Origin of the sequence: Pseudomonas spelaei, from assembly GCF_009724245.1 — a bacterium.
In the GTDB taxonomy this organism is placed as follows: Bacteria; Pseudomonadota; Gammaproteobacteria; order Pseudomonadales; family Pseudomonadaceae; genus Aquipseudomonas; species Aquipseudomonas spelaei.
The window spans coordinates 64955-88142 of sequence record NZ_WNNK01000019.1 but is presented as its reverse complement, the minus strand read 5'-3'; the positions used below and the strand labels follow the sequence as shown (position 1 = coordinate 88142).

General features: G+C 60.3%; 23 protein-coding genes and 1 tRNA gene. 9 read left to right on the top strand and 15 right to left on the bottom strand.

The window, feature by feature from the left end; translation table 11 throughout:
* The first annotated feature begins 25 nt into the window (after positions 1-25).
* Both GNF76_RS20920 and GNF76_RS20915 read left to right on the top strand, forming a co-directional pair.
* Complete coding sequence (locus GNF76_RS20920) at positions 26-553, top strand: DUF4142 domain-containing protein (RefSeq protein ID WP_155585015.1); 528 nt, start codon at positions 26-28, stop codon at positions 551-553.
* Between the two features lie 112 nt (positions 554-665).
* Positions 666-1484 (top strand): GNAT family N-acetyltransferase, encoded by an 819-nt coding sequence (locus GNF76_RS20915; RefSeq protein ID WP_155585014.1) that lies wholly within the window; start codon positions 666-668, stop codon positions 1482-1484.
* On the opposite strand, the gene GNF76_RS20910 is transcribed toward GNF76_RS20915, so the two are convergent.
* From GNF76_RS20910 to GNF76_RS20890, 5 genes are read right to left on the bottom strand one after another with little or no spacing between them, the layout of a single operon-like run.
* Entirely contained in the window at positions 1447-2211 is a 765-nt protein-coding gene (locus GNF76_RS20910; protein ID WP_155585013.1) for an AraC family transcriptional regulator, read from the bottom strand. The two genes, GNF76_RS20915 and GNF76_RS20910, sit on opposite strands and share 38 nt — an antisense overlap.
* A gap of 42 nt (positions 2212-2253) precedes the next feature.
* The gene (locus GNF76_RS20905; RefSeq protein ID WP_155585012.1) at positions 2254-3483 is read right to left on the bottom strand and encodes an NAD(P)/FAD-dependent oxidoreductase; all 1230 of its coding nucleotides are present in this window, start codon (positions 3481-3483) and stop codon (positions 2254-2256) included.
* The gene (locus tag GNF76_RS20900) at positions 3480-3698 is read right to left on the bottom strand and encodes a 2Fe-2S iron-sulfur cluster-binding protein (RefSeq protein ID WP_155585011.1); all 219 of its coding nucleotides are present in this window, start codon (positions 3696-3698) and stop codon (positions 3480-3482) included. The genes GNF76_RS20905 and GNF76_RS20900 overlap by 4 nt, the downstream gene beginning before the upstream one ends.
* Positions 3695-4801 (bottom strand): FAD-dependent oxidoreductase, encoded by a 1107-nt coding sequence (locus GNF76_RS20895; protein WP_178123466.1) that lies wholly within the window; start codon positions 4799-4801, stop codon positions 3695-3697. Before GNF76_RS20895 ends, GNF76_RS20900 begins: the two co-directional genes overlap by 4 nt.
* The gene (locus GNF76_RS20890) at positions 4798-5730 is read right to left on the bottom strand and encodes a 4-hydroxyproline epimerase (RefSeq protein WP_155585009.1); all 933 of its coding nucleotides are present in this window, start codon (positions 5728-5730) and stop codon (positions 4798-4800) included. Before GNF76_RS20890 ends, GNF76_RS20895 begins: the two co-directional genes overlap by 4 nt.
* A gap of 241 nt (positions 5731-5971) precedes the next feature.
* Between GNF76_RS20890 and GNF76_RS20885 the strand changes: the two genes are divergently transcribed.
* From GNF76_RS20885 to GNF76_RS20870, 4 genes are all read left to right on the top strand, one after another.
* Positions 5972-6892: a dihydrodipicolinate synthase family protein gene (locus GNF76_RS20885; RefSeq protein WP_155585008.1), complete on the top strand. Its 921-nt coding sequence runs from the start codon at positions 5972-5974 to the stop codon at positions 6890-6892.
* 209 nt (positions 6893-7101) lie between these two features.
* The gene (locus tag GNF76_RS20880) at positions 7102-8670 is read left to right on the top strand and encodes an APC family permease (protein WP_155585007.1); all 1569 of its coding nucleotides are present in this window, start codon (positions 7102-7104) and stop codon (positions 8668-8670) included.
* 29 nt (positions 8671-8699) lie between these two features.
* A complete protein-coding gene (locus GNF76_RS20875) occupies positions 8700-10277 on the top strand; it encodes an aldehyde dehydrogenase (NADP(+)) (protein WP_155585006.1) in 1578 nt (525 codons plus the stop codon).
* Complete coding sequence (locus GNF76_RS20870; protein WP_155585005.1) at positions 10270-11277, top strand: Ldh family oxidoreductase; 1008 nt, start codon at positions 10270-10272, stop codon at positions 11275-11277. Before GNF76_RS20875 ends, GNF76_RS20870 begins: the two co-directional genes overlap by 8 nt.
* A 132-nt stretch (positions 11278-11409) precedes the next feature.
* Here the strand turns inward: GNF76_RS20870 and GNF76_RS20865 are convergent, their stop codons facing one another.
* The 4 genes from GNF76_RS20865 to GNF76_RS20850 all read right to left on the bottom strand — a co-directional run bounded on the left by GNF76_RS20865 (position 11410) and on the right by GNF76_RS20850 (position 13831).
* The gene (locus GNF76_RS20865; protein WP_155585004.1) at positions 11410-11892 is read right to left on the bottom strand and encodes a methylated-DNA--[protein]-cysteine S-methyltransferase; all 483 of its coding nucleotides are present in this window, start codon (positions 11890-11892) and stop codon (positions 11410-11412) included.
* 240 nt (positions 11893-12132) lie between these two features.
* Positions 12133-12543 carry a type II toxin-antitoxin system HicB family antitoxin gene (locus GNF76_RS20860; RefSeq protein ID WP_155585003.1) on the bottom strand — a complete coding sequence of 137 codons (411 nt, stop codon included), beginning with the start codon at positions 12541-12543 and terminating at the stop codon, positions 12133-12135.
* A gap of 25 nt (positions 12544-12568) precedes the next feature.
* On the bottom strand, positions 12569-12751 hold the full coding sequence (locus GNF76_RS20855; protein ID WP_101267513.1) for a type II toxin-antitoxin system HicA family toxin: 183 nt from the start codon (positions 12749-12751) through the stop codon (positions 12569-12571).
* Positions 12752-12922: 171 nt separating this feature from the next.
* Entirely contained in the window at positions 12923-13831 is a 909-nt protein-coding gene (locus GNF76_RS20850) for a LysR family transcriptional regulator (RefSeq protein WP_155585002.1), read from the bottom strand.
* A gap of 95 nt (positions 13832-13926) precedes the next feature.
* Between GNF76_RS20850 and GNF76_RS20845 the strand changes: the two genes are divergently transcribed.
* Both GNF76_RS20845 and GNF76_RS20840 read left to right on the top strand, forming a co-directional pair.
* Entirely contained in the window at positions 13927-15090 is a 1164-nt protein-coding gene (locus GNF76_RS20845) for an MFS transporter (protein WP_155585001.1), read from the top strand.
* Positions 15091-15213: 123 nt separating this feature from the next.
* The gene (locus GNF76_RS20840) at positions 15214-16425 is read left to right on the top strand and encodes an MFS transporter (RefSeq protein ID WP_155585000.1); all 1212 of its coding nucleotides are present in this window, start codon (positions 15214-15216) and stop codon (positions 16423-16425) included.
* A gap of 106 nt (positions 16426-16531) precedes the next feature.
* On the opposite strand, the gene GNF76_RS20835 is transcribed toward GNF76_RS20840, so the two are convergent.
* Positions 16532-17755, bottom strand: a complete 1224-nt coding sequence (locus tag GNF76_RS20835) for an MFS transporter (protein ID WP_178123464.1) — start codon at positions 17753-17755, stop codon at positions 16532-16534.
* 73 nt (positions 17756-17828) lie between these two features.
* On the opposite strand from GNF76_RS20835, the gene GNF76_RS20830 reads away from it, so the two are divergent.
* Positions 17829-18653, top strand: a complete 825-nt coding sequence (locus GNF76_RS20830) for an AraC family transcriptional regulator (protein ID WP_155584999.1) — start codon at positions 17829-17831, stop codon at positions 18651-18653.
* Between the two features lie 191 nt (positions 18654-18844).
* Here the strand turns inward: GNF76_RS20830 and GNF76_RS20825 are convergent.
* From GNF76_RS20825 to atzF, 5 genes are all read right to left on the bottom strand, one after another.
* Positions 18845-18918, bottom strand: a tRNA-Gly gene (locus tag GNF76_RS20825).
* A gap of 321 nt (positions 18919-19239) precedes the next feature.
* On the bottom strand, positions 19240-20124 hold the full coding sequence (locus tag GNF76_RS20820; protein WP_155584998.1) for an alpha/beta fold hydrolase: 885 nt from the start codon (positions 20122-20124) through the stop codon (positions 19240-19242).
* 304 nt (positions 20125-20428) lie between these two features.
* Positions 20429-21121, bottom strand: coding sequence for a 16S rRNA pseudouridine(516) synthase (locus tag GNF76_RS20815; RefSeq protein WP_155584997.1), 693 nt, complete (start codon positions 21119-21121; stop codon positions 20429-20431).
* On the bottom strand, positions 21121-21333 hold the full coding sequence (locus GNF76_RS20810) for a cysteine-rich CWC family protein (RefSeq protein ID WP_155584996.1): 213 nt from the start codon (positions 21331-21333) through the stop codon (positions 21121-21123). Before GNF76_RS20810 ends, GNF76_RS20815 begins: the two co-directional genes overlap by 1 nt.
* Before the next feature lie 72 nt (positions 21334-21405).
* Positions 21406-23175: an allophanate hydrolase gene (gene atzF, locus GNF76_RS20805; protein ID WP_155584995.1), complete on the bottom strand. Its 1770-nt coding sequence runs from the start codon at positions 23173-23175 to the stop codon at positions 21406-21408.
* Between the last annotated feature and the right edge of the window lie 13 nt (positions 23176-23188).

Genomic DNA, 23188 nt, shown 5'->3' with positions numbered 1-23188 from the left:
TGTTTATTACCTGGAGGAACCCATCATGAGCCGCATGGTTATCCGGTTACGCACCGCCAGTTTCGCGATGCTGCTGGGTCTCGGCGCCAGCAATGCTTTCGCCCAGTCGCCTGCCGAATTTATCGAGCAGGCTTCGGCCAAGGGCATGGCCGATATCGAAACCAGTCGCCTGGCCCACGCCAAGACCTCGTCTCAGGACATCAAGGACTACACCATCGAGGTGATCAATGAACGCACCACTGCCAACCAGCACCTGGCAGCGATCGCCAAGAAGCTCGACCTGCCGGTCGCTCCTCGGGAGAAGATCGTCGACAAGGCCGAAAGCCTGATGCCTGAACTCAAGGACGGTGACTCGTTCGACGCCGCGTATACCGCGCAGCAGGTCAAGGCCAATGAAGACGCCATCGCCTTGTTCAAGCAGGAAGGCGCAGCGTCTGATGTGCCAGAAATAAAGGCACTGGTGGACGAGACGCTGCCCAAGTTGGAAAGCCAGCTGGAAAAGGCCAGAGCACTGGCCTCGACTTATGGGAAGGGTCATCAGGGCGAAGGTTGATGCTTGCTTGGCGGGACAAACCTATACGATTTTTCTTCGGGTCTTTTCAGAGAGTATTTACGGCACCTTTGAGTCGCGTGGCCAAGACTGGTTTTTTGCCCGGACCTACGTTATGCACGCCATTGGCCCTCTTGACCTCGCGACGCTCTACCATCTGACCGAACACCACTTTTTCGCGGCGACATGCCCGCTACACCGGCGTTTCAACGCCTGCGTAAACGCCTATTTCGCCGATCTGTACGTCAATGAGTGGAACCTATTGTTCATCCATGTTGGCAGCAGCCCGGTGGGCGACGCGACGGATACCATTCTGGAGCTGATCCCCCGCACTGCGTTGCCGGTGCGGGTGATGGTGCATCAGGATAAGACCGAGTGCTTGCATAAGCCCCTGGTGAGCCTGGACTTTTCTGTCGTTGAGACCACGACCGCGATGGTGCTTGACCTGGCCACCTCTCCACCTGCATCGACGAACGCTATCGCGCCGCAAATCAGCCTGACCCACAACCTCGAAGATTGGGGGGGGCCAGTGGGCAGCGCATTCGCAATGTCTGCCGAATGGACCGCGCACTATCAAGCCCGGCATCAATTGGCCATGGACGGCAATAAAGGCCTCTACCATTTCACACTGACGATACAGGGGACGGTAGTGTGTGCGTTGACCTTGTCGATGATCGACCAGGTAGCCCGGCTCAATGATGTGGGCACCCTGGCCGCCTTTCGCGGCCAGGGCCATGCGACACGATTGATGCAGGCCGCCATGGCGCATGCCGTGAGCCTGGGCGCGCGCTGGTGTTTCCTCGAGGCCTCCACTCAGGGTGTTTCGCTGTACCGCAAGATGGGTTTCAAGGACCTGTTCGACTACCAGGCGTTCTGGCGCGGGCCGCTGTCGGCGCTCACCCCGCAGCACTCTGGCGAAACTGCCGTGGGTTGACCCCCGTCAGCGACTTGAACTGACGGCTGAAGGCGCTGTGATCGGTATAACCGCATTGCAACGCAACGTCGGTAATGGGTAGCTTCCCGAGCAGCAGGCGCGAGGCATGTTCCAGACGCACTTTGTGGATCATCTGACGCGGCGTCAGGTGGAAGATTCGTTTGCAGTAACGCTCCAGCTGCGCCACCGATAAGCCGGCGATGGCCGTCAGGTCATCCATGCGAATCGCTTCGTTGTAATGCTCGCGAATGTGCCGGTCAACAGCCGCGAGGCGTTGGTAGGCGGGGTGCGCATCGCGCGCCGCCTGCAGGTCGAAGGAGATGCCGGCCATGCCAATGATCTGCCCGTCGCGTCCATGCAGCGGCAGCTTGTGGGTCAGGCACCAACCCGGTTCGCGGCTGCCATACAGGTGCAGTTCCAGTTGGCCCTTGATGGTGATGCCCTGGCGCAGCACGCGTTGATCCTGCTCGGTGTAGACCGGTCCCAGCATCGCCGGGAAGACTTCGGCGGAGGTCTTGCCCAGCAACGGTGTCACCGTCTTGAAGCCGCAGCGCTGGGCCAGGGTCAGGTTGGCCGTCAGGTAGCGGGCTTGCAGGTCCTTGATGAAAAACACCGTGCTGGGAATGCTGTCCAGCAGCGGCAGGATCAACCCGATGCTGCCCAGCAGGCTGTCGATGTCCTGGGGCGCAGCGGCGGTGAGGCTGTTGAGCAGCACGGTGTCGTTCATGTCTGTGCCTATGTTGTGTAGGTCTGTAGCCGCTGCACGAGGCTACAAGAGGGTACTGATCCGTGCCGGCACTAATGGCGAGCGTGGCAGAGGCGCGTCCCAGCCAAACAGGGTTTGCGCGGCGGTGCCACACACGCGGCCCTGGCAAGCGCCCATGCCGCAGCGGGTTTGCAGTTTGGCGGCGGTCCAGGAGGTTTCGCAAGCCATGGCAGCAAAGGGCACATCCTCACAGCGGCACAGCAGCGTATCAGGCTGTGCCAGGCGGTGGATCGCCGGGTTCAGCGTGAAGGCTTGCCTGACCTGATCGGCAAAGGCTTGCCAATGGTCGCGACGACCCCGCAGTGCCTCGATCTCTGGGTGCTGCCCACTGGCCGCCAGCCCGGCGATCTCACCTTCGACCCATGCCAATTCGCTGCCACCGACGCCGGTGCATTCTCCGGCTGCGTAAACCTCGGGCAGGCTGGTGCATTGCAGTGGGTCGACCGCGATGGCTGTGCCTTGCAGTTCACACCCCAAGTGTGCGGCGAGGGTGGTGTTGGGGACGAGCCCGAAACCGCAGGCCAGGCGCTCGCATGGGATTTCCTTGAGGCGGCCGCCGACCTTGATCCGTACCGCTTCCAGCCGCTGTTCACCCAGGGCCTCGACCACGTGACTGTTCCAGCGATAGGCCGTGGTGGCGAGGTCGAGGGCTTGGCGAATCTTCGTCGGCCAACGCCACAGTTGCACGGCAAATCCCGTGACGGATCTGGCTGAGGCCTGCTCCAGCACGTTCTCAACCTGAGCCCCGGCTTTACGTGCCGTGGCGGCACTGGCCAGCAACAGTGGGCCGCTGCCGGCAATCACCGTACGTTCGCCCTGTATGGACAAGCCGTTTTTCACCAGGGCTTGCAGGGCCCCGGCACCGGTGACGCCCGGCAGGGTCCAGCCAGGAAAGGGCAGGAGTAGCTCACGGGCGCCGCAGCAGAGAATCAACCGCTGGTACTCCATGACAAAGCCGTGCTCGGCATTCTCCAGCAGCAGCGATCCCGGCTTGAGCGCCGCGACCACACGCGTCCCCGGCAGGTAGCGAATCAACGGCTGCTCCAGTACCGCCAGGCGTTCCAGCACCGCAGGTTCCAGTTGAGTATCCGGCCCGTTGCGCCAGATCTGCCCACCGGCATGCGGGTTATCGTCGATCACGGTGATGTGCAATCCCGCGCGGCTGGCGGCACGGGCGGCGGCCAAACCGGCGGGGCCGCTGCCCACGATAAGAATGTCGCACGCTTGATTCATACGCTGCGCTCCACCTGCATGCCTTCGCGGCACAAGGTCTGGCAGGCCAGTTGGCGCCGGCCGTCGATGGTCATCCGGCATTCCTGGCAAATACCCATGCCGCAAAACGCTGCTCGAGGCTGGCCGGTGCAGGACGTGCGAGTGACCGTCACCGCCGCGGCGACGGTGATGCCGTCGCGCACCGTCAGCGGTTGGCGTTCCAGGTAGATAATCATGCGGTCACTCCAGCGAAGCGCCCGGGAAGGTAAGGGCGGATGTCCAGGTCGGGCGTTTCACCCAACATTTGCGCCGCCAGCAGGCGGGCACTGCCGGGAGCGGTGGTGACGCCCAGGCCTTCGTGTCCGACCGCCAGCCATAAGCCTTTTTGCCGTGGATGCTCACCGAGGATTGGCAGGCCGTCCGGTGTCGCCGCACGAAACCCCGTCCAGGCGCGAATGCCATTGAGGTCGCTCAAGCCCGGCAAATACTCCACGGCCCGTTGCAGCATGCGCGCGAGCACTTCGGGCTCCACCGCACGCTCCAGGGTGTCGAATTGTCGAGACGAGCCAATCAGCAACTGCCCGGTGGGGCGCGGCTGTACATTGAACGCCACCGAGGTGCCATCGCTGGCATGGGCGCTGGCGGCGTAGCCCAGTTCCACCAGTTGATGGCTGACCTGCACGGGATAGCGATCAGTGATCAACAAGTGGCCCTTTTTTGGCCGCAGCGGTAATTCCGGCAGCAACGCCCGGGCCGGATAACCATTGGCCACGACCACGTATTCGGCCGACAAGGTGCGCTGGTCAGCCAGTTGCACGCGTTGCGGGCCGACGGCCTTGACGTCGGCCGGGCGCTGGCTGATCAGCGGGTGTTTCTGCAGCAGCCATTGGGCAGTCGCCGGGGCGTAGAGAATACCGTCGCTGGTGATTTTCAGGGCGCCACCCAGGCCTTTGCGCAGCATCGGTTCCATTTGTGCCAGTTGTTCGCTGTCGAGCAATTGCCCATCAATGCCATGGTCGGCCAGGGTGCGCTGCTTGGCCCGTGCCAGGTCCATCTCGGCCGCGTCGGCGGCCAGCCACAGGGTGCCGCAGTTGCGGTAAGCGCAGACGGCGGGCATCTCGTCACGCAGGGCATTCCACAGGCCGATGGAATAGTGACTCAGGGCCAGTTCGGCGGCGTTGTCGTCCATCGCCACCAGATGGCCCATGCCGGCACCGGTGGCGCCACCGCTGGCGTTGTCCAGCACCAGCACTTTCAGGCCACGCTGGGCGAACTCATGGGCGCAGGCCGCACCGACGATACCGGCGCCGATCACGATCACATCGGCCTCGGCGTTCACAGCACAATGCCCCAGGCGAACGGGTCGCTGTCTTCGATCAGCAAGGTGGCTTCGGCGCTCAGGTGGGCGGTGCCGCGCAGTGTTGGAATGATCTGCTCGCCCACCACGTCATAGTGCGCGGTGAACTGGCTGCCGATCACGCTGGCCTGGGTCCAGGTTTCCCCTTCGGCCAGTTTGCCATCAGCCGCCAGGCACGCCAGTTTGGCGCTGGTGCCGGTGCCGCAGGGAGAGCGGTCGTAGGCCTTGCCGGGGCACAGTACGAAGTTGCGGCTGTCGGCTTGGGCGTCGTCGGCGAACAGTTCGATATGGTCAATCACACCGCCATCTTTGCCCGTGATATGGGCCGCCTCCAGGGCTTCACGCACCGCCCAGGTGTAGTGAGTCAGGGCTTCGACGTTATCGCCGGCAATGCGCTGGCCATGCTCGCTGATCAGGAAAAACCAGTTGCCGCCCCAGGCGATATCGCCCTGGATCATGCCGTGGCCAGGCACGTTCAGTTCGACCGCTTTGCGATAGCGATACGCGGGCACGTTGCGCACGCTCACCGACAGGTCGTCGTGCAAGGTGGCTTGTACGGTGCCCACCGGGGTTTCGATGTGATGCACGCCTGGGGCTATACGCCCCAGATGATGCAGCGAACGCACCAGGCCGATGGTGCCGTGGCCGCACATACCCAGGTAGCCGCTGTTGTTGAAGAAGATCACACCGGCGCAGGCGTTGGCGGCTTGCGGTTCACATAACAACGCGCCCACCAGCACATCGCTGCCCCGAGGTTCGAGCACGCAGGCGGCGCGCCATTGATCGTGGTCGCGCTCAAGGATCTGCTTGCGTTCGGTCATGGAGCCCTGGCCCAGATCCGGGAAACCTGCGATCACCAGGCGAGTGGGCTCGCCCCCGGTATGTGAGTCGATGACAGTGATTTTTTTCATGGCAGCACCTGATGAGAGTGGCCTACAGAGTGGCTCCCATCGGGGCGGATTCGCTTGTTGGTTTTCACGGGTTTAGATGACGAAATCGGCACAATTGCCGTGGTTGGGGTATCGGTCGTGATTGTGCCGATTTCGTCTCCTTCAGGTAGGAAAAGTCTCAAGCTGCATCGGCGTAAAAGGCGGAATCTGTTTTACGTTTCCAACGCCAGTCGGCCAGACCGACCCCCATAAGGACAAGACCATGAGCCGTAAAGCCATTCACTGGAGCGGGGTTTTCCCCGCTGTCAGTACCCAGTTCAAACCAGACTTTTCCCTGGACCTGGAAGCCACCCATGCCGTGATTCGCAACCTGGTGGAAGACGGCGTTTCCGGGCTGGTGGTGTGTGGCACCGTCGGCGAAAACACCTCCCTGAGCACAGCGGAAAAACTCTCGGTCATCGAGGTGGCCAAGGATGCGGCTGCTGGCCGTATTCCGGTGATCGCCGGCATCGCCGAGTTCACCACTGACTTTGCCCGCAACACGGTCAAGGAAGCGGCCCGCGTTGGCGTCGACGGTGTGATGGTCATGCCGGCCCTGGTGTATTCCGCCACCTCGCGGGAAACCGCCGCGCACTTCCGGGCGATTGCCACCAGCACCGATTTGCCGGTGATGGTCTACAACAACCCGCCGATCTACAAAAATGACGTGACCCCGGATGTGCTGATCGCTCTGCAGGATTGCGAAAACATCGTCTGCTTCAAGGACTCTTCCGGCGACACCCGACGGTTTATCGACCTGCGCAACGCCGTGGGCGATCGCTTCGTGCTGTTCGCCGGACTGGACGATGTGGTGGTGGAGAGCATCGCCGTGGGGGCTGAAGGTTGGGTCTCGGGCATGTCCAACGCGTTCCCGAAAGAAGGCGAAACGTTGTTCCGCCTGGCCAAGGAAAAGCGCTTTGAAGAGGCATTGGCGCTGTATCGCTGGTTTATGCCGTTGCTGCATTTGGACGCACGTCCGGACCTGGTGCAGTGCATCAAATTGTGTGAAGAGCTGGTGGGGCGTGGTTCGTCCATCACCCGTCCGCCGCGTCTGGCGTTGCAGGGCGAGACGTTGGCCGGGGTGAAAGCCATCGTTGCCAAGGCCCTGGCCGAGCGGCCCGTATTGCCGGATGTGGGTCTGTAAACCCGATCAAATGTGGGTTTTGCTCTCGACAGCCGTTGTAGCCGCTGCCGAGGCACGAGGCTGCGATGGGCTGCGAAGCGGCCCCCTTGGCGGTCCTGCGGGCCGCATCGCAGCCTCGTGCCTCGGCAGCGACTACAGCCGGGCAAGCTCGCTGCTATACGACATTTCGATCTGCCTATTCCAATAACCACATAAAAGAAGGCTCGCCTATGTCAGGCCAAGGCAAGTTCAAGAAACAGTTATCGCTGGTCGACCTCACCTTTATCGGCCTGGGGGCGATCTTTGGTTCCGGTTGGCTGTTCGCCGCCAGCCACGTCTCGGCGATTGCCGGGCCGGCAGGGATCTTTTCCTGGTTGCTGGGTGGCTTTGCCGTATTGCTGCTTGGCATCGTCTATTGCGAACTGGGCGCGGCCTTGCCTCGAGCGGGCGGGGTGGTGCGTTATCCGGTGTTTTCCCACGGGCCGTTGCTGGGCTATTTGATGGGCTTTATCACACTGATCGCCTTCTCCAGCCTGGTAGCGATTGAAGTGGTCGCCGCGCGCCAATACGCCGCCGCCTGGTTTCCCGGCCTGACCCATGAAGGCAGCAGTAACCCGACCATCATTGGCTGGTTGATACAGTTCGCCTTGCTCTGCCTGTTTTTTGCGCTGAACTACTACAGCGTCAAGACCTTCGCCAAGGCCAACAACTTCATCAGCCTGTTCAAGTTCATCGTGCCGTTGTTGGTGATCGGTGTGCTGTTCACCTTCTTCAAGCCCGACAACTTTCATGTCCAGGGTTTTGCCCCGTTTGGCCTGTCGGGCATTGAGATGGCGGTCTCTGCAGGCGGGATCATTTTTGCCTACCTGGGGCTTACGCCGATCATTTCCGTGGCCAGTGAAGTGCGCAATCCCCAGCGCACGATTCCCATTGCGCTGATCCTTTCGGTGCTGCTCTCCACCCTGATCTACGGCCTGCTGCAATTGGCTTTCCTCGGCAGCATTCCCACCGACATGCTCGCCAATGGCTGGGGCGCCATCAGCAAGGAATTCTCCCTGCCGTACCGCGATATTGCGCTGACCCTGGGTGTGGGCTGGCTGGCCTACCTGGTGGTGGCTGACGCGGTGATTTCCCCCAGCGGCTGCGGCAACATCTACATGAACGCCACGCCGCGAGTGGTCTACGGCTGGGCACGCACGGGCACGTTCTTCAAGATTTTTACCCGCATCGACGAGAAGTCCGGTATCCCGCGCCCGGCGCTGTGGCTGACCTTTGCCTTGTCGGTGTTCTGGACCTTGCCGTTCCCGTCCTGGGAAGCGCTGATCAACGTGGTCTCGGCCGCATTGGTGCTCAGTTACGCCATCGCCCCGATCTCCGTGGCTGCGTTGCGCAAGAGCGCGCCGGACCTGCCACGTCCGTTCCGCGTCAGCGGTTTTGCGGTGCTCGGGCCAGTGTCGTTTGTGATCGCCGCGTTGATCGTTTACTGGTCTGGCTGGGACACGGTGTCGTGGTTGCTGGGCCTGCAAATTCTGATGTTTCTGATCTACCTGGGCTGCAAGCGCCTGGTGCCCACCGCGCACCTGAGCCTGGGGGAACAAGTGCGTTCGTCACTGTGGCTGATCGCTTTTTACGCCCTGACGATTTTGATTTCCTACTTGGGCAGCTTCGGCGGCATCGGCACGCTGGTGCACCCGTACGACACCCTGGCGGTGACGGCGATGGCCCTAGGCATTTACTACTGGGGCGCCAACACCGGCGTACCGGCTCACAAGCTGGTGCTGGACGGCGACGAAGAATGATTTTCCTGACGTATAGCGAGAGGTAACCCATGTCCATGACAGGTCAACTGCTGATCGGCCAACGCGCGTGTCGCGGTGAAAACGGCGAGCTGCGCGGGCTGGATGCCGCCACCGGGAAAGCACTGGAGCCGGCATTCGGTGGTGCCAGCCTGGCGGATCTGGACCGCGCCTGTGAGCTTGCCGAGGCCGCGTTTGATGATTATCGCGAACGGCCACTGGAGCGACGGGCGGCGTTTCTGGAGAGCATTGCCAGCAATATTCTTGCCCTTGGCGATGAACTGATCGAGCGTTGCGTGCAGGAAACCGGGCTGCCGCGTGGCCGTATCGAAGGTGAGCGTGGGCGTACCGTAGGCCAGTTGCGGCTGTTTGCCGAGGTGGTGCGCCAAGGTAGTTTTCTTGATGTGCGTATCGACCCGGCCCAGCCCGAGCGCACGCCGTTGCCGAAGGTCGATTTGCGTTTGCGCAATATCGCCATCGGCCCGGTGGCGGTGTTCGGTGCGTCGAACTTTCCCCTGGCGTTTTCCGTGGCCGGAGGTGATACCGCTTCGGCGTTGGCAGCCGGTTGCCCGGTGATCGTCAAGGCGCATTCGGCACATCCGGGTACATCGGAGTTGGTGGGCCGGGCGATTCAGCAGGCGGTGAGTATTTATGGTTTGCCGGAAGGGGTGTTTTCGCTGTTGTTCGATACGGGTCGCAGTATTGGCCAAGGGTTGGTGGCGGACCGCCGGATCAAGGCGGTGGGCTTTACCGGCTCGCGAACCGGCGGCGTGGCGTTGATGAAGATTGCGGCGGGTCGCGAGGAGCCGATCCCGGTGTATGCCGAGATGAGTTCGATCAATCCGGTGTTGTTGATGCCTCATGCGCTGGAGGAGCGCGGTACGCAGATTGCCGGTGGTTTTGTGACGTCGCTGACCTTGGGCGCGGGGCAGTTTTGCACCAATCCCGGGTTGATCCTGGCGATTGACGGGCCGGCGCTACACTTGTTTGAGGGGGCCGCTGTCGATGCCCTGAAGAAGGCCGCCGCCAACACCATGCTGACGCCGGGAATTCACAGCAGTTACTGTCAAGGTGTTGAGCGCCTGCTGGCTCATGCCGAGGTCGTGACATTGGGGCAGGGGCTTGAAGGTGATCGTTATCAGGCCCGGGCGGCGCTGTTCGCCACCTCGGCGCGGGCGTTCTTGCAGTGTCTGGCGCTGCGTGAAGAAGTGTTCGGCCCTGCGTCGTTGATTGTGCGCTGCGCTGACGAGGCTGAACTCAAGCAAGCAGTGAGCGCCTTGGAAGGCCAATTGACCATCGCCTTGCACATCAGCGAGGCGGATTACCCGCAAGTTCGTGCGTTGTTGCCAACCCTGGAAAACAAAGCCGGGCGCTTGCTGGTCAATGGCTTTGGCACGGGTGTCGAAGTCGGTCATGCCATGGTGCATGGCGGTCCGTTTCCGGCCACCTCGGATACGCGCACCACGTCGGTGGGCAGCCTGGCGATCAATCGGTTTTTGCGGCCAGTGTCGTATCAGGATTTGCCCGCTGCGCTGTTGCCGCAGGAGTTGGCGGATGGTAATCCCTTGAGTGTTCCTCGGCGCGTCAACGGTGGGCCTGCCCATGACTGAGTGCCTTTCGCTGGATGAGGTCCACCATCTGGCATTGAGCGTGCTGACCCACCATGGATTGTCCAGCGCTCACGCCGAAGCCATCGCCCAGGTCATCACCAGCGCCCAGCGCGACGAGTGTCACTCCCACGGCGTCTATCGCTTGCTGGGGTGTGTGCGGTCTTTACGCCAGGGCAAGGTTGATCCCTCTGCCACGCCTTCCGTACGTCACCTTTCGGCGGGCGTGGTGGAGGTGGATGCTCACTACGGTTACTCACTGCTGAGCTTTCAGACGGGCCTGCCATTGTTGGTGGAAAAGGCGCGCAGCCAAGGCTTGGCTGCCATGGCGATCAAGCGCTGTTTCCACTTCTCGGCGCTGTGGCCGGAAGTCGAAGCCATCGCCGCGGCGGGCCTGGTAGGCATCGCCATGAACCCCAGCCATAGCTGGGTGGCGCCGGCAGGTGGCAGCAAGCCGGTGTTTGGCACTAACCCCCTGGCGTTCGCCTGGCCAAGGCCAAACGGCAACCCGTTCGTCTTTGACTTCGCCACCAGCGCCATCGCCCGTGGCGATATCGAACTCCATGCCCGTCAGGGGTTGGCGATTCCTGACCATTGGGCGATCGATGTTGACGGCCAACCCACCACCGACGCCAACGCGGCACTCAAAGGTGCGATGCAAACCTTCGGCGGTCACAAAGGCTCGGCGTTGGCAGCAATGATCGAATTGCTGGCGGGGGCGTTGATCGGGGATTTGACCAGTGCTGAGTCGATGGCTTTCGACGACGGTGTGGGGGCGGCGCCGTGCCATGGGGAGTTGCTGTTGGCGTTTGATCCCAAGGTGTTTTTGGGGGACAGTTACGAGCAGGGGTTGCAGCGCGCAGAAGGGCTGTTCGAGGCCATTACCGGGCAGGGCGCGCGGCTACCTTCCCAGAGGCGATTTGAGGCGAGGGAGCGGAGTTTGAAGAGCGGGGTTCAGATTCCGAAAGTGTTGTTGGCGGATATCCGGGCGCTGCTCAGTTAAGCGACTCGACGATGCGCTGATGTTCTGTAGCCGCTGCCGAGGCACGAGACTGTGACGGGCTGCGTAGCGGCCCCAGGGGCGGTCCTGCGGCCCGCATCGCAGCCTCGTGCCTCGGCAGCGGCTACAGAGCGATCAGATGGCAAGTTCCAACTCGAGCAAATATTGCTTGGCCTCAAGCCCGCCGGCAAACCCCGTCAACCCGCCCGACGCACCAATCACCCGGTGGCACGGCGTGACAATCGAAATCGGGTTACGCCCGTTGGCGGCGCCCACCGCCCGCACCGCTTTCGGGTTGCCGATCTGCAAGGCGATCTGGCTGTAGCTGCGGGTTTCACCGTGGGGAATAGTCAGCAGTGCCTGCCAGACTTTCTTTTGGAAATCGGTGCCGGCGAAGTCCAGTTCCAGCTCGAAACGGTTGCGAGTGCCGGCGAAGTATTCTTTCAACTGCCGCTCGGTTTCCAGCAGCACCGGACTGTCGTTGACCTCGTGTAACGGCCCCAGGCGCACGCGATTGGCGCGCTCGTTTTCCCACAGAATGGCCGCAAGCTTCCCGCCCCGGGCGACAAGAGTCAGTTGGCCGACCGGTGAGGGCATGAGTGTGTATTCGCAAGACATGATCGGACTCCTTGATGAGCAGGTGTGAACGGTACGACGCCACTGTAGATCTGCCGGCCCATTGGAGAACTACGTTTCTTGCGGTGGAATTCGCGACTCAAGTCCGCACCTTCCCAGGGGCAGTTCTTGAACCCGGTTGATTTACGCGGGGCGGCCTGTTCGTTCCTGATTCGGCGTTTGGGAGTGTGTAACCATCGCTTCCGATCCCCGTTGCCACATTCAGAATTTGCATGACTGCCTTCACTTATCCTGTTGCAGCACCTTGAGCGCCGCCGAAGCAAGAAAGCCCGAGCGGCTTTTCTCTTCCGGATGGTGCAACACATATTCATCAATCCGGTTCAGCAGATAACCGGGCAGGGTGATGTTGAGTTTCTGCGCCTTGCCCAGGTATTTGGTGACATCAATATCCACCACCGCCCAGGTACAGCCGGCGTATTGCGGATTGGCTGCGTGCAGGGTAACTTTTTGCGCACTTGGAATCGGTGCACCGTCTTCCGCAAGGATCTCGAAGTGGCCCTCGATGGCTTCGCGGGCCATGGCCATGGCTTCGTCCAGGTCATCTCCGGCGGAGAAGCAGCCAGGAATATCCGGTACTTCCACACCCCAGGCGTGGTCCTCGTCACCGTTTGAAATTGCAATGGGGTACAGCATGTTCGTTGTTCTCCAGGGACGATTTTCAACTGAGCAGAGCCTGTTTCAAAATGCTCTTCGCGGTCTTGTCCAGCAGGTCTTTCCTGGGATGAGGAATCGTTACCAGTCCAGGCTTTGTCGGGTGCTTGAAATGGTGGTGACTGCCTCTGATCCGCACCAGATACCAGCCGTCCGCGACGATATGACCTATCAAATATCGGCTGTCCACATCACCTCCTTGTGGTGTGTGTTGGTGGTGACTATAACCACTGAAAATAAATTATCAACACTCTACCTACCAACGGTCGATGACCAGCGTTTCGGTAGCGGGTGTATGCAGTGTAAGAGCGCGGCGAGCAGCCGCAGGACGGAGGTATTGCGAGGTTTTTCGGCAGGTAGGTCAGGTGCGTTGACGAGCCTGCAACCGCTTATTAATCACCGCCATAAACGCCTCGACCAACAGGCTTCGCCCTTCAGCGCGGGTGAGCACCAGCAGCTGCGCACAAGCATCAGGGTCAGCCAGCGGTCGATAGGTCACGCCTTTGTTCATCAAACTCTGGGTGCATTCGGGCACCAAGGCGACACCTTGGCCCGCCGCTACCAACGCAATGATCGACGTGATTTGCCGCCCTGATGGCCCAGGGCGCAAGGGCAGGCCGTTGCGTCGATAGAGTTGTTCGATGGACTGGTTAAGCCCCGAACCGTAATCGGCCGGGAACAGAATCAACGGGTAGGCGCTGAGTTGCGCCAGGCTGACCTCGCTCTGGCTGGCCAGCGGACTGTCGCTGGAGACGGCAGCCACCAGGCGCTCTTCACCCAGTGACAACGCTTGCACATCCGTCTGCCCGCTTTGCGGTGACAACCGGCTCAGGCCGATATCCAGGCGTCCATCGGCCACTTGCGAGCCCAGGCTGGCGGACGCACATTCCACCAGCGTCAATTGCACGTCGGGAAACCGCTGGGCAAAGGCTTGAATGGTTTGGCTGAACAGGTCTGACAGAGCAATCGAGCTGACATAACCCAATGCCAACTGCCCGGCCGAGCCGTTGGCCAGTTTGCTGGCGATGACTTCGGCCAGTTCAACCTGTTCCAGTACCGAGCGGGCATACGGCAAGAAGGAGCGGCCTTGAGCGGTGAGGGAAACGGTGCGACTGGTGCGGTCGAACAGGCGAAACCCCAGCTCGGTTTCCAGTGCCGAAATCTGCCGGGTCAATGGCGGTTGTGCCAGATGTAGGCGCAGGGCCGCGCGGCCGAAGTGTAATTCTTCGGCTACGGTGAGAAAGTAACGCAACTTGCGTAAGTCGAGCATCCTGGCCCCAGGGTATTGATCGGTCGGAAATCGGTATTGGTTCTAGACCCTCTGGGCATTCTATAAAGCCTTCTCAAAATAAAACGAGAGGTTTCATGAAACCGCATCTGCATTGTGCCCGTCTTGCGCTGTTCCTGTGTGGCTGCGCAGCGTTTCTGAACCTCTACGCCACCCAGAGCATCCTCCTGAACCTGGCCGTGCGCTTTCATGTGAGCGCCAACGCAGCGGGGTGGAGCATCATGGTCACCACCCTGGCCGTGGCCATCACCGCGCCCTTTGTCAGCCGCCTGACCGCACGTTTTGAGCAACGAACGGTGATCGTTACCGCCGCGATGTTATTGGCGCTGCCCTCGTTGATGATCGCCTATACCAACAGCTTTGCCCTGATGTTGGCCTGGCGCTTTATCGAGGGCATGTTGATTCCGGTGGTGTTTGCCACCAGCGTGGCCTACATCGGCGACCGCTGGAGCGGCGGTACCGTCACCGAAGTCACCAGCCTTTACGTTGCCGGGACCGTATTGGGCGGCTTTGCCGGACGCTTTGTGACCGGCGTAATGCTTGAATACGTTGGCTGGCGCGAGGCCTTTGAATTGTTGGCGGTGTTGAGTCTGGTGGTGGGCGGGTTTATCCAGTTCCTGCTGCCGGCCAACTCGAACCGAGTGGTGCGGGTGGCGGCCACCCGTGCAAGCCTTCTCGCCAAACCGCTATTGGCAGCCTATGCCGTAGGCTTTTGCGTGCTGTTTTCCCAAGTGGCGACTTTTACCTACGCGGGGCTCTACCTTGGCCAGGAGCCGTTCAACCTTGGCTCAGCGGCCCTGGGAACTATCTACATGGTGTTCCTGCTGGCGCTGGTGGTCACACCCATTGCCGGCCGCCTGGGCAAATCCCGGCCGCAGTCCGAACTGTTGACGGTTGCCGCAGTGCTTGGCGTCATCGGCTCGGTTTTGACCCTGTTGCCATCCCTGTGGTGCACCGTCCTGGGACTGGCCCTCAGTTCCACTGGCGTGTTCCTCGCCCAGGCCGCCGCCAATGCCTTCACCACCGCCACTGCCGGGGATAACAAAGCGGGTGCGGTGGGGTTGTATCTGACCTGTTATTACCTGGGCGGCAGCTTCGGCGCCATCGTTCCGGCGATGATTTGGGGGCGTTGGGGGTGGGCAGGGTGCGTGGCACTGATTATTGGGTTCCAATTGCTGTCATTGCTGATCGCCCTGGTTGGCTGGAAGAAACCATCAGCCTCCACACTGACTGTCACGTAGCAGCTGTCGAGCCCCGGCGAGGCTGCGTAGGCGGCCTGTCTGATACACCGAGTACGCAGCCTCGCCGGGGCTCGACAGTTGCTACGCCAACGTTTCCTTTTCCGACACCGGCGCCTGCCCGAGATGACTGACACAACCTCTCTATCCGTCACGCCCGTTACCGACAGCTCAGTCCGGCGCCGCTCCCTGATTGCCGGTTGCAGCGCCCATGCCGTCCACGATGGTCTCACCGACGTCATCTACGTGCTGCTGCCGATCTGGCAAACTCAGTTCGCCATGACCTACGCCCAGATTGGCCTGTTGCGTGGTGCCTATTCCGGGATGATGGCCGGCTTTCAACTGCTCGCCAGCCGCGCCGCCAAGCGTTGGGGGCGAATGCCGATGCTGGTGGGCGGTACGGCGTTGGCCGGTGTTGCTTATCTGTTGGCAGGGCAGGCGGTTGGGTTGACGACGTTGCTGCTGGCGCTGCTGCTGGGTGGTTTGGGCGCCAGTACCCAACACCCGCTGGCCTCTTCGATGATCACTGATACTTATGAGGCGGGCGGCGGGGTCAAGGAGGCCTTGTCCCAATACAACTTCGCGGGTGATATCGGAAAAACCGTGGTTCCGGGACTGGTTGGGCTGTTACTGACGGCGATCAGCTGGCGGGCCAGCGTCACGGTTCTAGGTGTGCTCGGCCTGGCGGCAGCGGGGTTGCTGTGGTGGTTGATTCCAACACGCACTTCTACGCCTACCTCTGGAAAGTCCGCCAACCCCCTCACTGGAATCGGCTCCACCAGCGGCCTGCGCGCCCTGATCCTCACCGGCACCCTCGACAGCGCCGTGCGCATGGGTTTTCTCACCTTCTTGCCATTCCTGCTCAAAGCCAAGGGCGCCGGCACCGCAGGCATTGGTCTGGCGCTGACTATGCTGTTTATCGGCGGCGCCTTCGGCAAATTGCTCTGCGGCTACCTTGGCGCACGCATCGGCATGATGAAAACCGTGTGGCTGACGGAAACCAGCACGATGGTGCTGATTGTCGCGGCGGTGTACCTGCCGCTGACCGGGTTGATGGTGATGTTGCCGCTGTTGGGATTGGCGCTGAATGGCACGTCATCGGTGCTGTATGGCGCGGTGCCGGATCTGGCGGGAGAGGGGAAACGGGATCAGGCGTTTGCGGTGTTTTATACCGGGACGATTGGGGGAGGGGCGTTGGCGCCTGTGTTGTTTGGTGGGTTGGGAGATGTGACCGGGATTCCCGTAGCGGTGATGCTCTTGGCGGGAACTCTGCTGCTGACGTTACCGTTGGCCTGGGCAGCACAGAACCGCGTGGAGGGAGTTTCGTCGGTTATTTAATACTATGAAAAGGCTTGCCCTTTCTCGGCCGTACATACCAAAAGGGAGGGAAGCCGAATCTCATGTTGAGGTTTATAGCGGTCTGTCCCTGTATGTTCTAAAAGCGTTAATCGCATACGGGCTGAGTTTGTTCCTCAGCTACAGTCAACGGCTGCAACAGTGAAATTGAACACAACATCACTATTGCGACACCGAGCAGAAGGCAGAGTGGCTCAGAATAGGCACCACTGTAGTCACGAAGGATACCGAAACATAAGGGACCGAGGGCTGCCACAAGATAGCCAATAAATAGTGTAAAGACTGTCCACGCATTGGCTTCGGCGGGTGATGAGGTCTGGTCTATGGGGAGTGTCATGCCAAGTGTAAAGGCTGCGCCCAAACCCAGACCGGCCATGCCGATAAAAACAGTGGGAGCCACCTGTGGGGCAAGCGCTAATCCTGTAACTCCAAGAATTGTCATCAGCGCCGCGAGAGCCAGCCATTTGTGTTTGTTCAGCGAACCTCCCGCAACCACCCCCATTAGCATGTTTGCTACTGCGCTGATCAGCGTATAGAACCCAAGCAATAGGCCAGGGTTTATCTCTGCAATATTGGTTTGTGCAGCCAGAGGCGCGATCCATGCGAGCAGTGCGTAAGTAAGAAATTGGCTGCATCCAAAATACGTGGCAATCGCCCAGGCATTCAGGTTTTTCCAGGGTAGCCTGACGGGTTTTGGCGCTCGTAGTGGGGGAGTCGATGGGTGATTGAAAAGTTTGCCTAGAACTAACCAACTGATAACTGCACTTATACAAAGGACTGCCCAAACACCGACTCCGGCGCGCCAACTGCCTGTGTATTCAGCAATAGGGCCTGAAAAGATCGCAGCTGCAGTCGACCCTACACTCAAACCTGTTGCATAAACCCCCATCAGCAAAGATGCCTTGTGAGGGAAATGCATTTTTACCCAGCCACCCACTAACGATCCGGCCACCGCGATACCTATTCCTGACAACACCGTTGTCGTGAGTAGCGAGTAGGTCGAGACAGAGAACGCGCGCAGAATGATTGCGACACATAACACTAGCAGTGCAACCACCACCGCGCGATCACCCCCCAAACGGTTCGCTACCCAAGGGGCGATTAACGCAAACACTCCCATGCATAGGTCGGGAATGGTTGTCAGCAAAGATGCCTGAGCAAAGCTGAGTTTAAATTCCCCTTGGATAGCGAGGAGAACAGGTCCAATTGAGATGATTGCGGGTCGGAGTGCGAATGACAAAATGAGCAAACCTATGATTGCGGTGGCGGTCATCTTCACTGTTGACCTGTCGGGTTGAGTTTTGCGTGTCATGCATCCATCCTGTTTGGGTTGAGCCTTGCCCTAGGGGCATTTACCCAGCCACGTTAACCACGACGCCTATTCAATGAGTGACAGATATCGTCGCCAAAGTGACAACCGGGATTGGCTGCTCAAGAGCAGAAACCCGGAGGACTATCAGTTCGTCTCGCAACCTGTGACGGTAATGCCTAGCACCTATTCAGACGGAAGTTATGTCGTTCCCCACAGTCATCATCGAGGGCAGTTGCTGTATGCGGAAGAAGGCGTCATGCGTGCGGCAACTGACGGGGGTATCTGGTTGCTTCCTGCCAAACGAGCTCTGTGGATTCCCGCCGGTGTCATACATGATCAGACGATGTTGGGGGAGGTAAAAGCCCGTTCGCTTTACATCGATCCGGATATAGCTCAAACGCTTGGTTGTAAGTGCAGAGTGATTGAGGTTTCAAACCTGTTGAAGTCTCTTATTCTGGCGCTTGTCGACGAGCCGATTGAGTATTCTCTCGAGGGCAGATGCAGCCATATAGTGGCACTGATCCTGGATGAGATAAGCCTTTCTAAATCAGCCCCATTCGAGATTCCGTGGCCCAAAGACAAGAGATTGATTGCGGTGTGTGAGGCTATTTTCCAGTGTCCGGAGCGCTCATTGACAATTGAGTATTGGGCGGACCAAGTGAGCACGAGCCCACGAACTCTGATGCGGCTCTTTGTTCGGGAGACGGGATTGAATTTCAGGTACTGGGTGCAGCAGGTCAAATTAGTGGAAGCACTTGCGCGACTTGAAAAAGGCGAAGCCTTGTCGCTGGTAGCCAACGCTCTAGGCTATACCAGCCCCAGTGCTTTTACGGCGATGTTTCGTAAAGCGTTAGGCGAGTCACCAAGAGAGTATTTGGCGCAGCGCAAGATAGCTTGAGGCGTTTATCAAAAGGCCAGACGTCCGATTAACGGCCCACTCGATAGAGTTTTTACGGGGAAAAGCGGACGGATTTATTTATTTGGATGGTGCTGTCAAATCCCGCCCATAAAAAAACCGGCCTTCAAGAGCCGGTTTTTCTGCTTCTAAATCCCCCGCCAAAACATCCTGACGTGAGACCAAAATCAAAGTGGAGCGGGTGAAGGGAATCGAACCCTCGTTATCAGCTTGGGAAGCTGGAGTAATGCCATTATACGACACCCGCTCAGAGCGGCTGACTTTGTACCAGATGTGCGCGGGGATTTGAAGTTTTTCTTTGGAGAATGTGTGGGTTGCGCGGGTCGGCCGAAGCCGTGAGCGCGCCCTCTGTAGGCGCGAGCTTGCTCGCGATGGATTCAAGAGCGCCGTGTTTAACCCGTAAACACGTGTTATCGACCATCGCGGGCAAGCCCTAATACCGTTCAGTTAAGCGAACGCACTGCTCAAGACTACAAAGATCAACTGTGGGAGTTGCTTCGGTTGCCGGATCTCCATTCCTTAACTGAACGGCATTAGGGCAAGCCCGCCTCCCACAGAGGATCTCGGCTCATATCGCGAATGCATGCTGTGGCTGCGATGCGTGGTAGCGAAGCCGACCCCGTTGCTGCTCCGGCCGCAAAAAGCCCATCAACGCCTGCCGACTCTCCCGGCATGCCGCTTTATGCTCCATGTCCAGAAAGTGCCCGGTCGCCTGGATCGTCCCGAAGCTGCTGTTCGCCACGTGCTGGCCAAACAACCTGGCATCCTGGGCACTGGTGTACTCGTCCCATTCCCCGTTCAGAAACAACACCGGAATGTCGATCTGCTTCGCCGCCTTGAGGTAGCACAGTCGATCGCTGTTGAGCACGTGGCTGATGTGAAAGTGCATCTGCCCATATTCATGTTCGGCCAGGCTGCTCACATGCTTGTAGTTGTAGCGCTTGAACAGCGATGGCAGGTGTTTGCCGATGGTGCTGTTGACCAGATGCCCCACGCGGTCGCGGTCGAGGTTGCCGAGGTAGTCGACGCCACGTTCCAGGTAATCACGCATGGGGGCGTTGATCACCGGCGAGAACGAGCTGATCACGGCCTTTTCCACGCGACGAGGGCGGTGGGCGAGGGCAACCAGGGTGGCGGCGCCGCCCCAGGAGAAGGACAACACGTGTTCGGCGGCGAAGTGGTCGATGAGTTCCAGGAGGATCTGACCTTCGACTTCCTTCGTCAGCATTTTCTCGTGGCGGTTGTGGGCTTTGGAACGACCGGCGTAGGGCTGGTCGTACAGGACCACGTTGAATTGCGGGTACAGGCTTTTCACGGTCTGGGCGAAAGACGCGGTGGTGGCCATGGAGCCGTTGACCAGGATGATGGTCTTTTCAGCAGCGTCCGCGCGATAGAACTCCGTGTAAACCCGATACTGCCCCTGTATATCCAGCACAGCGATTTCTGGCCTCATGTCGTAAGACTCCTGGCAAGCGGGTGGTGCGCGCAGATCACTCTGCACGAGCTTTGTGACAGGTAGGCATACGCCTGGAAGTGAGGGCCCATGTCGGTCCGATGGTGGCTGGCCGACGGGTGTTGTTATGGCGGGCAATTTGCCGAAGATGCCCACAGATCAAGCGGCGCGGGCGGGCAAAGTGTTTCTTGGAAGTAGGGGTGACTTGCCAGTCATATTGCGGCTGGCGTTTGGATTCAAGCAGGATGGGGGCCAGGTCGCCAGTCGAAAGCGCGTTTTTTTTCCATCATCGGCTGAACGGTCATCAGACCTGTTGGATCTCAGCGTCTGTCAGCGTTCGGTACTGGCCAGGGGCAAGGTTTTCATCGAGTACCAGCGGTCCCATGCGTTCGCGATGCAGGCGGATCACTTTGTTGTCGAAGTGTCCGAACATGCGCTTCACCTGATGATAACGCCCTTCAGTGATGCTCAGGCGCGCCGTTCTGGGGCTCAGCACCAGCAGTTCGGCCGGTTGGGTGGTGAGGTCTTCGAAGGCGAAGTACAGGCCGGCGGCGAAGGTAGTCGCGTATTCGGGACCGATGTCTTGCTCGGTCTCGACGTAGTAGACCTTGGGCAGTTTGGTCTGCGGCTGGGTCAGGCGCCGTGACCACTGACCATCGTTGGTGATCAGCAGCAGCCCCGTGGTGTTGAAGTCCAGGCGACCGGCGATGTGCAACTCGCCCTTGTCCGGTTCATCCAGCAGATCGAGCACGGTGCGGTGTTGTGGGTCGGCCGTGGCGCTGACGCAACCCTGGGGTTTGTGCAGCATGAAATAGCGCGCCGGTTTACCCGTTTGCAGAACTTCGTCGTCCAGCGAGACCTGGCTGAATTCGCGCACTTCGTGATGGGGATCGCTGACCACGTGGCCGTCGACCCGGATCCGCCGCTCCACTAGTAGCAGGCGTACTTGTTGGCGATTGAAGCGGGGCAGGTTGCTGAGGAAACGGTCGACACGCATTACGCTTGCTCGGCCCCGCGCAGTTGCTCGTCGACCTGAGCGCAGCGTGGGCACAGGCAGGCCTTGTTGCGCAGTTCATCCGGCAGCGCTTGGAGCACGGCCGGGTCGATGGTGACGCTGTAGCACCAGCAGGCCTGGTCGGCAGTACGCGGATCGGCCAGGGCGCAGTCGTTGCGGGCGCCGCAGGCGGGGCAAAGTTGAGCTGTGGTCATCGGTCGGTTCAGGCTGTATCGGATTAGTCCCGGTGGAACCCGGTGTGCCTTGCACGATACAGCCAAGGCCCGTTATTGCAAACTGCGCAGGTAGGCGCGCCAGCCGCCGAAGTGGCTGATGTCGACTGCGGCGGCGAGCCCATAAGGTTCGCAGATAAAGCCGCTTTCCCAGCGCCCGTCCGCCAGTTGCACCTTGCCCAGGCCCAGGGGCGCGGGGATGCCGTGGAGGAAGGAGCCTAGTTCGCTGCTGGGCAGGTCCCAGACTTCCACCGCGATGGCTACGCCACCTTCGGCCACCCGCAGCATGCCCGGTCGGTAAGGCGGGCCACCCGCGAGGGCAAAGAGTTGATAGTCCGCTGAGCTATGCGTGCGTTCCAGCAAGCGCGCGCCACGGCGGGTCAGTTGACCGTTGAGTGCCAGGCCTTCCAGGTGCGCGCCGCAGACCACCAGGCGCGTCCGATCATGGCTGGCGACGCCGGTTGCCGGTGCGGCGAGTGCCTGTTGGCGCTGCAACGCATCAGCCACGCTGAGCAGGTACTGATCGGTAAAGGCGCGACCAAACAATGTCACGCCCCAAGGCAAACCGTTGTCCATAAAGCCGCTGGGCACAGCGACGGCGGCGTAATCCAGCAGGTTCATGAAGTTGGTGTAGTAGCCCAGTTCGGCATTGCGCAACACCGGTTCCTCGCGCAATTCATCGAGGGTGACGGGACGGCCGATGGTCGGTGTGAGCACGCAATCGAGACCTTGCAGCGCCTGGTCGCACAGCGCTTTCAGGGTTTGCAGGCGGTACTGGGCGCGGAAAGTGTCGACGCCGGTCACGGCAGGCGCCTTGGCCAATACGGCGCGAATCACCGGCAGTACCGCTTCAGGCGTGTTTTCCATCAAATCCCCCGCAACGCTATAGCGCTCTGCTACCCACGGGCCTTCGTACAGCAGGCGGGCGGCTTCGAGGAACGGCGAAAGGTCCAGGGTGACGGGCTCACCACCGAGAGCGATCAGACGGGCGATGGCCTGGCGGAACAAGCGCGGGCCTTGCTCACAGCCGAAAAACGCCAGGTCCTGATCCCGAGGTACGCCAAAGCGAAAGGACTGTGGCGCACCAAACGCCGAGGCGTCATTCCAGGCCGGGTTTTGGCGACTGTATGCGTCCCGAGGGTCCAGCGTTGCGGTCAACGCCAACAATTGGCTGGCCTCCCGCGCAGTACGGGTGAACGTCGTGACGCAATCCAGTGTGCGACACGCCGGCACCACGCCCGCCGTAGAGATCAGGCCTTTGGTCGCTTTCAAACCCAGCAGATTATTCAACGCCGCCGGAACGCGACCGGAGCCGGCGGTGTCGGTCCCCAAGGCAAAACTCGCCACGCCCAGGGCGACAGCTAAAGAAGAACCTGCACTGGAGCCACCCGACGGGTATTCCGGCAAGACGCTGTTAGGGCAGGCGCCATACGGCGAGCGGCTGCCGTTGAGCCCGGTGGCGAACTGATCAAGGTTGGTCTTGCCCAACGGCACGGCACCGAGGGCGATCAACTGCTCAACGATCGTCGCCGAACGCTCCGGTGTATAAGCGAATGCGGGGCATGCTGCCGTGGTGGGAATACCCGCCAGGTCGATGTTGTCCTTGATCGCGAACGGTACGCCGAACAGCGGCAGTTCGCTGATTTCTTGATCTTCCAGTGCAGCGAGATATGGCTCCAACGCCTCAAGGCTCAGCAGATGGATAAACAGGTGATAGTCGGGGTTCAGTTGCTCGGCTTTTTCCCGCAGTTGCAGCAGCAATCGGCGCGGGGTGGTGTCGCCACTCAGGTAAGCGCTGCGCAGGTTATCGAGTTGCAAATTCATGGCTTGTCCGCCT

What these genes read in the sequence shown, in the direction of transcription:
- GNF76_RS20810 (WP_155584996.1), bottom strand. Translation starts at nt 21,333, where the DNA reads ATGACCACAGCTCAACTTTGCCCCGCCTGCGGCGCCCGCAACGACTGC.
- GNF76_RS20890 (WP_155585009.1), bottom strand. Translation starts at nt 5,730, where the DNA reads ATGAAAAAAATCACTGTCATCGACTCACATACCGGGGGCGAGCCCACT.
- GNF76_RS20850 (WP_155585002.1), bottom strand. Translation starts at nt 13,831, where the DNA reads ATGCTCGACTTACGCAAGTTGCGTTACTTTCTCACCGTAGCCGAAGAA.
- GNF76_RS20815 (WP_155584997.1), bottom strand. Translation starts at nt 21,121, where the DNA reads ATGCGTGTCGACCGTTTCCTCAGCAACCTGCCCCGCTTCAATCGCCAA.
- GNF76_RS20870 (WP_155585005.1), top strand. Translation starts at nt 10,270, where the DNA reads ATGACTGAGTGCCTTTCGCTGGATGAGGTCCACCATCTGGCATTGAGC.
- GNF76_RS20905 (WP_155585012.1), bottom strand. Translation starts at nt 3,483, where the DNA reads ATGAATCAAGCGTGCGACATTCTTATCGTGGGCAGCGGCCCCGCCGGT.
- GNF76_RS20920 (WP_155585015.1), top strand. Translation starts at nt 26, where the DNA reads ATGAGCCGCATGGTTATCCGGTTACGCACCGCCAGTTTCGCGATGCTG.
- GNF76_RS20840 (WP_155585000.1), top strand. Translation starts at nt 15,214, where the DNA reads ATGACTGACACAACCTCTCTATCCGTCACGCCCGTTACCGACAGCTCA.
- GNF76_RS20910 (WP_155585013.1), bottom strand. Translation starts at nt 2,211, where the DNA reads ATGAACGACACCGTGCTGCTCAACAGCCTCACCGCCGCTGCGCCCCAG.
- GNF76_RS20865 (WP_155585004.1), bottom strand. Translation starts at nt 11,892, where the DNA reads ATGTCTTGCGAATACACACTCATGCCCTCACCGGTCGGCCAACTGACT.
- GNF76_RS20915 (WP_155585014.1), top strand. Translation starts at nt 666, where the DNA reads ATGCACGCCATTGGCCCTCTTGACCTCGCGACGCTCTACCATCTGACC.
- GNF76_RS20835 (WP_178123464.1), bottom strand. Translation starts at nt 17,755, where the DNA reads ATGACACGCAAAACTCAACCCGACAGGTCAACAGTGAAGATGACCGCC.
- atzF (WP_155584995.1), bottom strand. Translation starts at nt 23,175, where the DNA reads ATGAATTTGCAACTCGATAACCTGCGCAGCGCTTACCTGAGTGGCGAC.
- GNF76_RS20860 (WP_155585003.1), bottom strand. Translation starts at nt 12,543, where the DNA reads ATGCTGTACCCCATTGCAATTTCAAACGGTGACGAGGACCACGCCTGG.
- GNF76_RS20830 (WP_155584999.1), top strand. Translation starts at nt 17,829, where the DNA reads ATGAGTGACAGATATCGTCGCCAAAGTGACAACCGGGATTGGCTGCTC.
- GNF76_RS20900 (WP_155585011.1), bottom strand. Translation starts at nt 3,698, where the DNA reads ATGATTATCTACCTGGAACGCCAACCGCTGACGGTGCGCGACGGCATC.
- GNF76_RS20845 (WP_155585001.1), top strand. Translation starts at nt 13,927, where the DNA reads ATGAAACCGCATCTGCATTGTGCCCGTCTTGCGCTGTTCCTGTGTGGC.
- GNF76_RS20885 (WP_155585008.1), top strand. Translation starts at nt 5,972, where the DNA reads ATGAGCCGTAAAGCCATTCACTGGAGCGGGGTTTTCCCCGCTGTCAGT.
- GNF76_RS20820 (WP_155584998.1), bottom strand. Translation starts at nt 20,124, where the DNA reads ATGAGGCCAGAAATCGCTGTGCTGGATATACAGGGGCAGTATCGGGTT.
- GNF76_RS20875 (WP_155585006.1), top strand. Translation starts at nt 8,700, where the DNA reads ATGTCCATGACAGGTCAACTGCTGATCGGCCAACGCGCGTGTCGCGGT.
- GNF76_RS20880 (WP_155585007.1), top strand. Translation starts at nt 7,102, where the DNA reads ATGTCAGGCCAAGGCAAGTTCAAGAAACAGTTATCGCTGGTCGACCTC.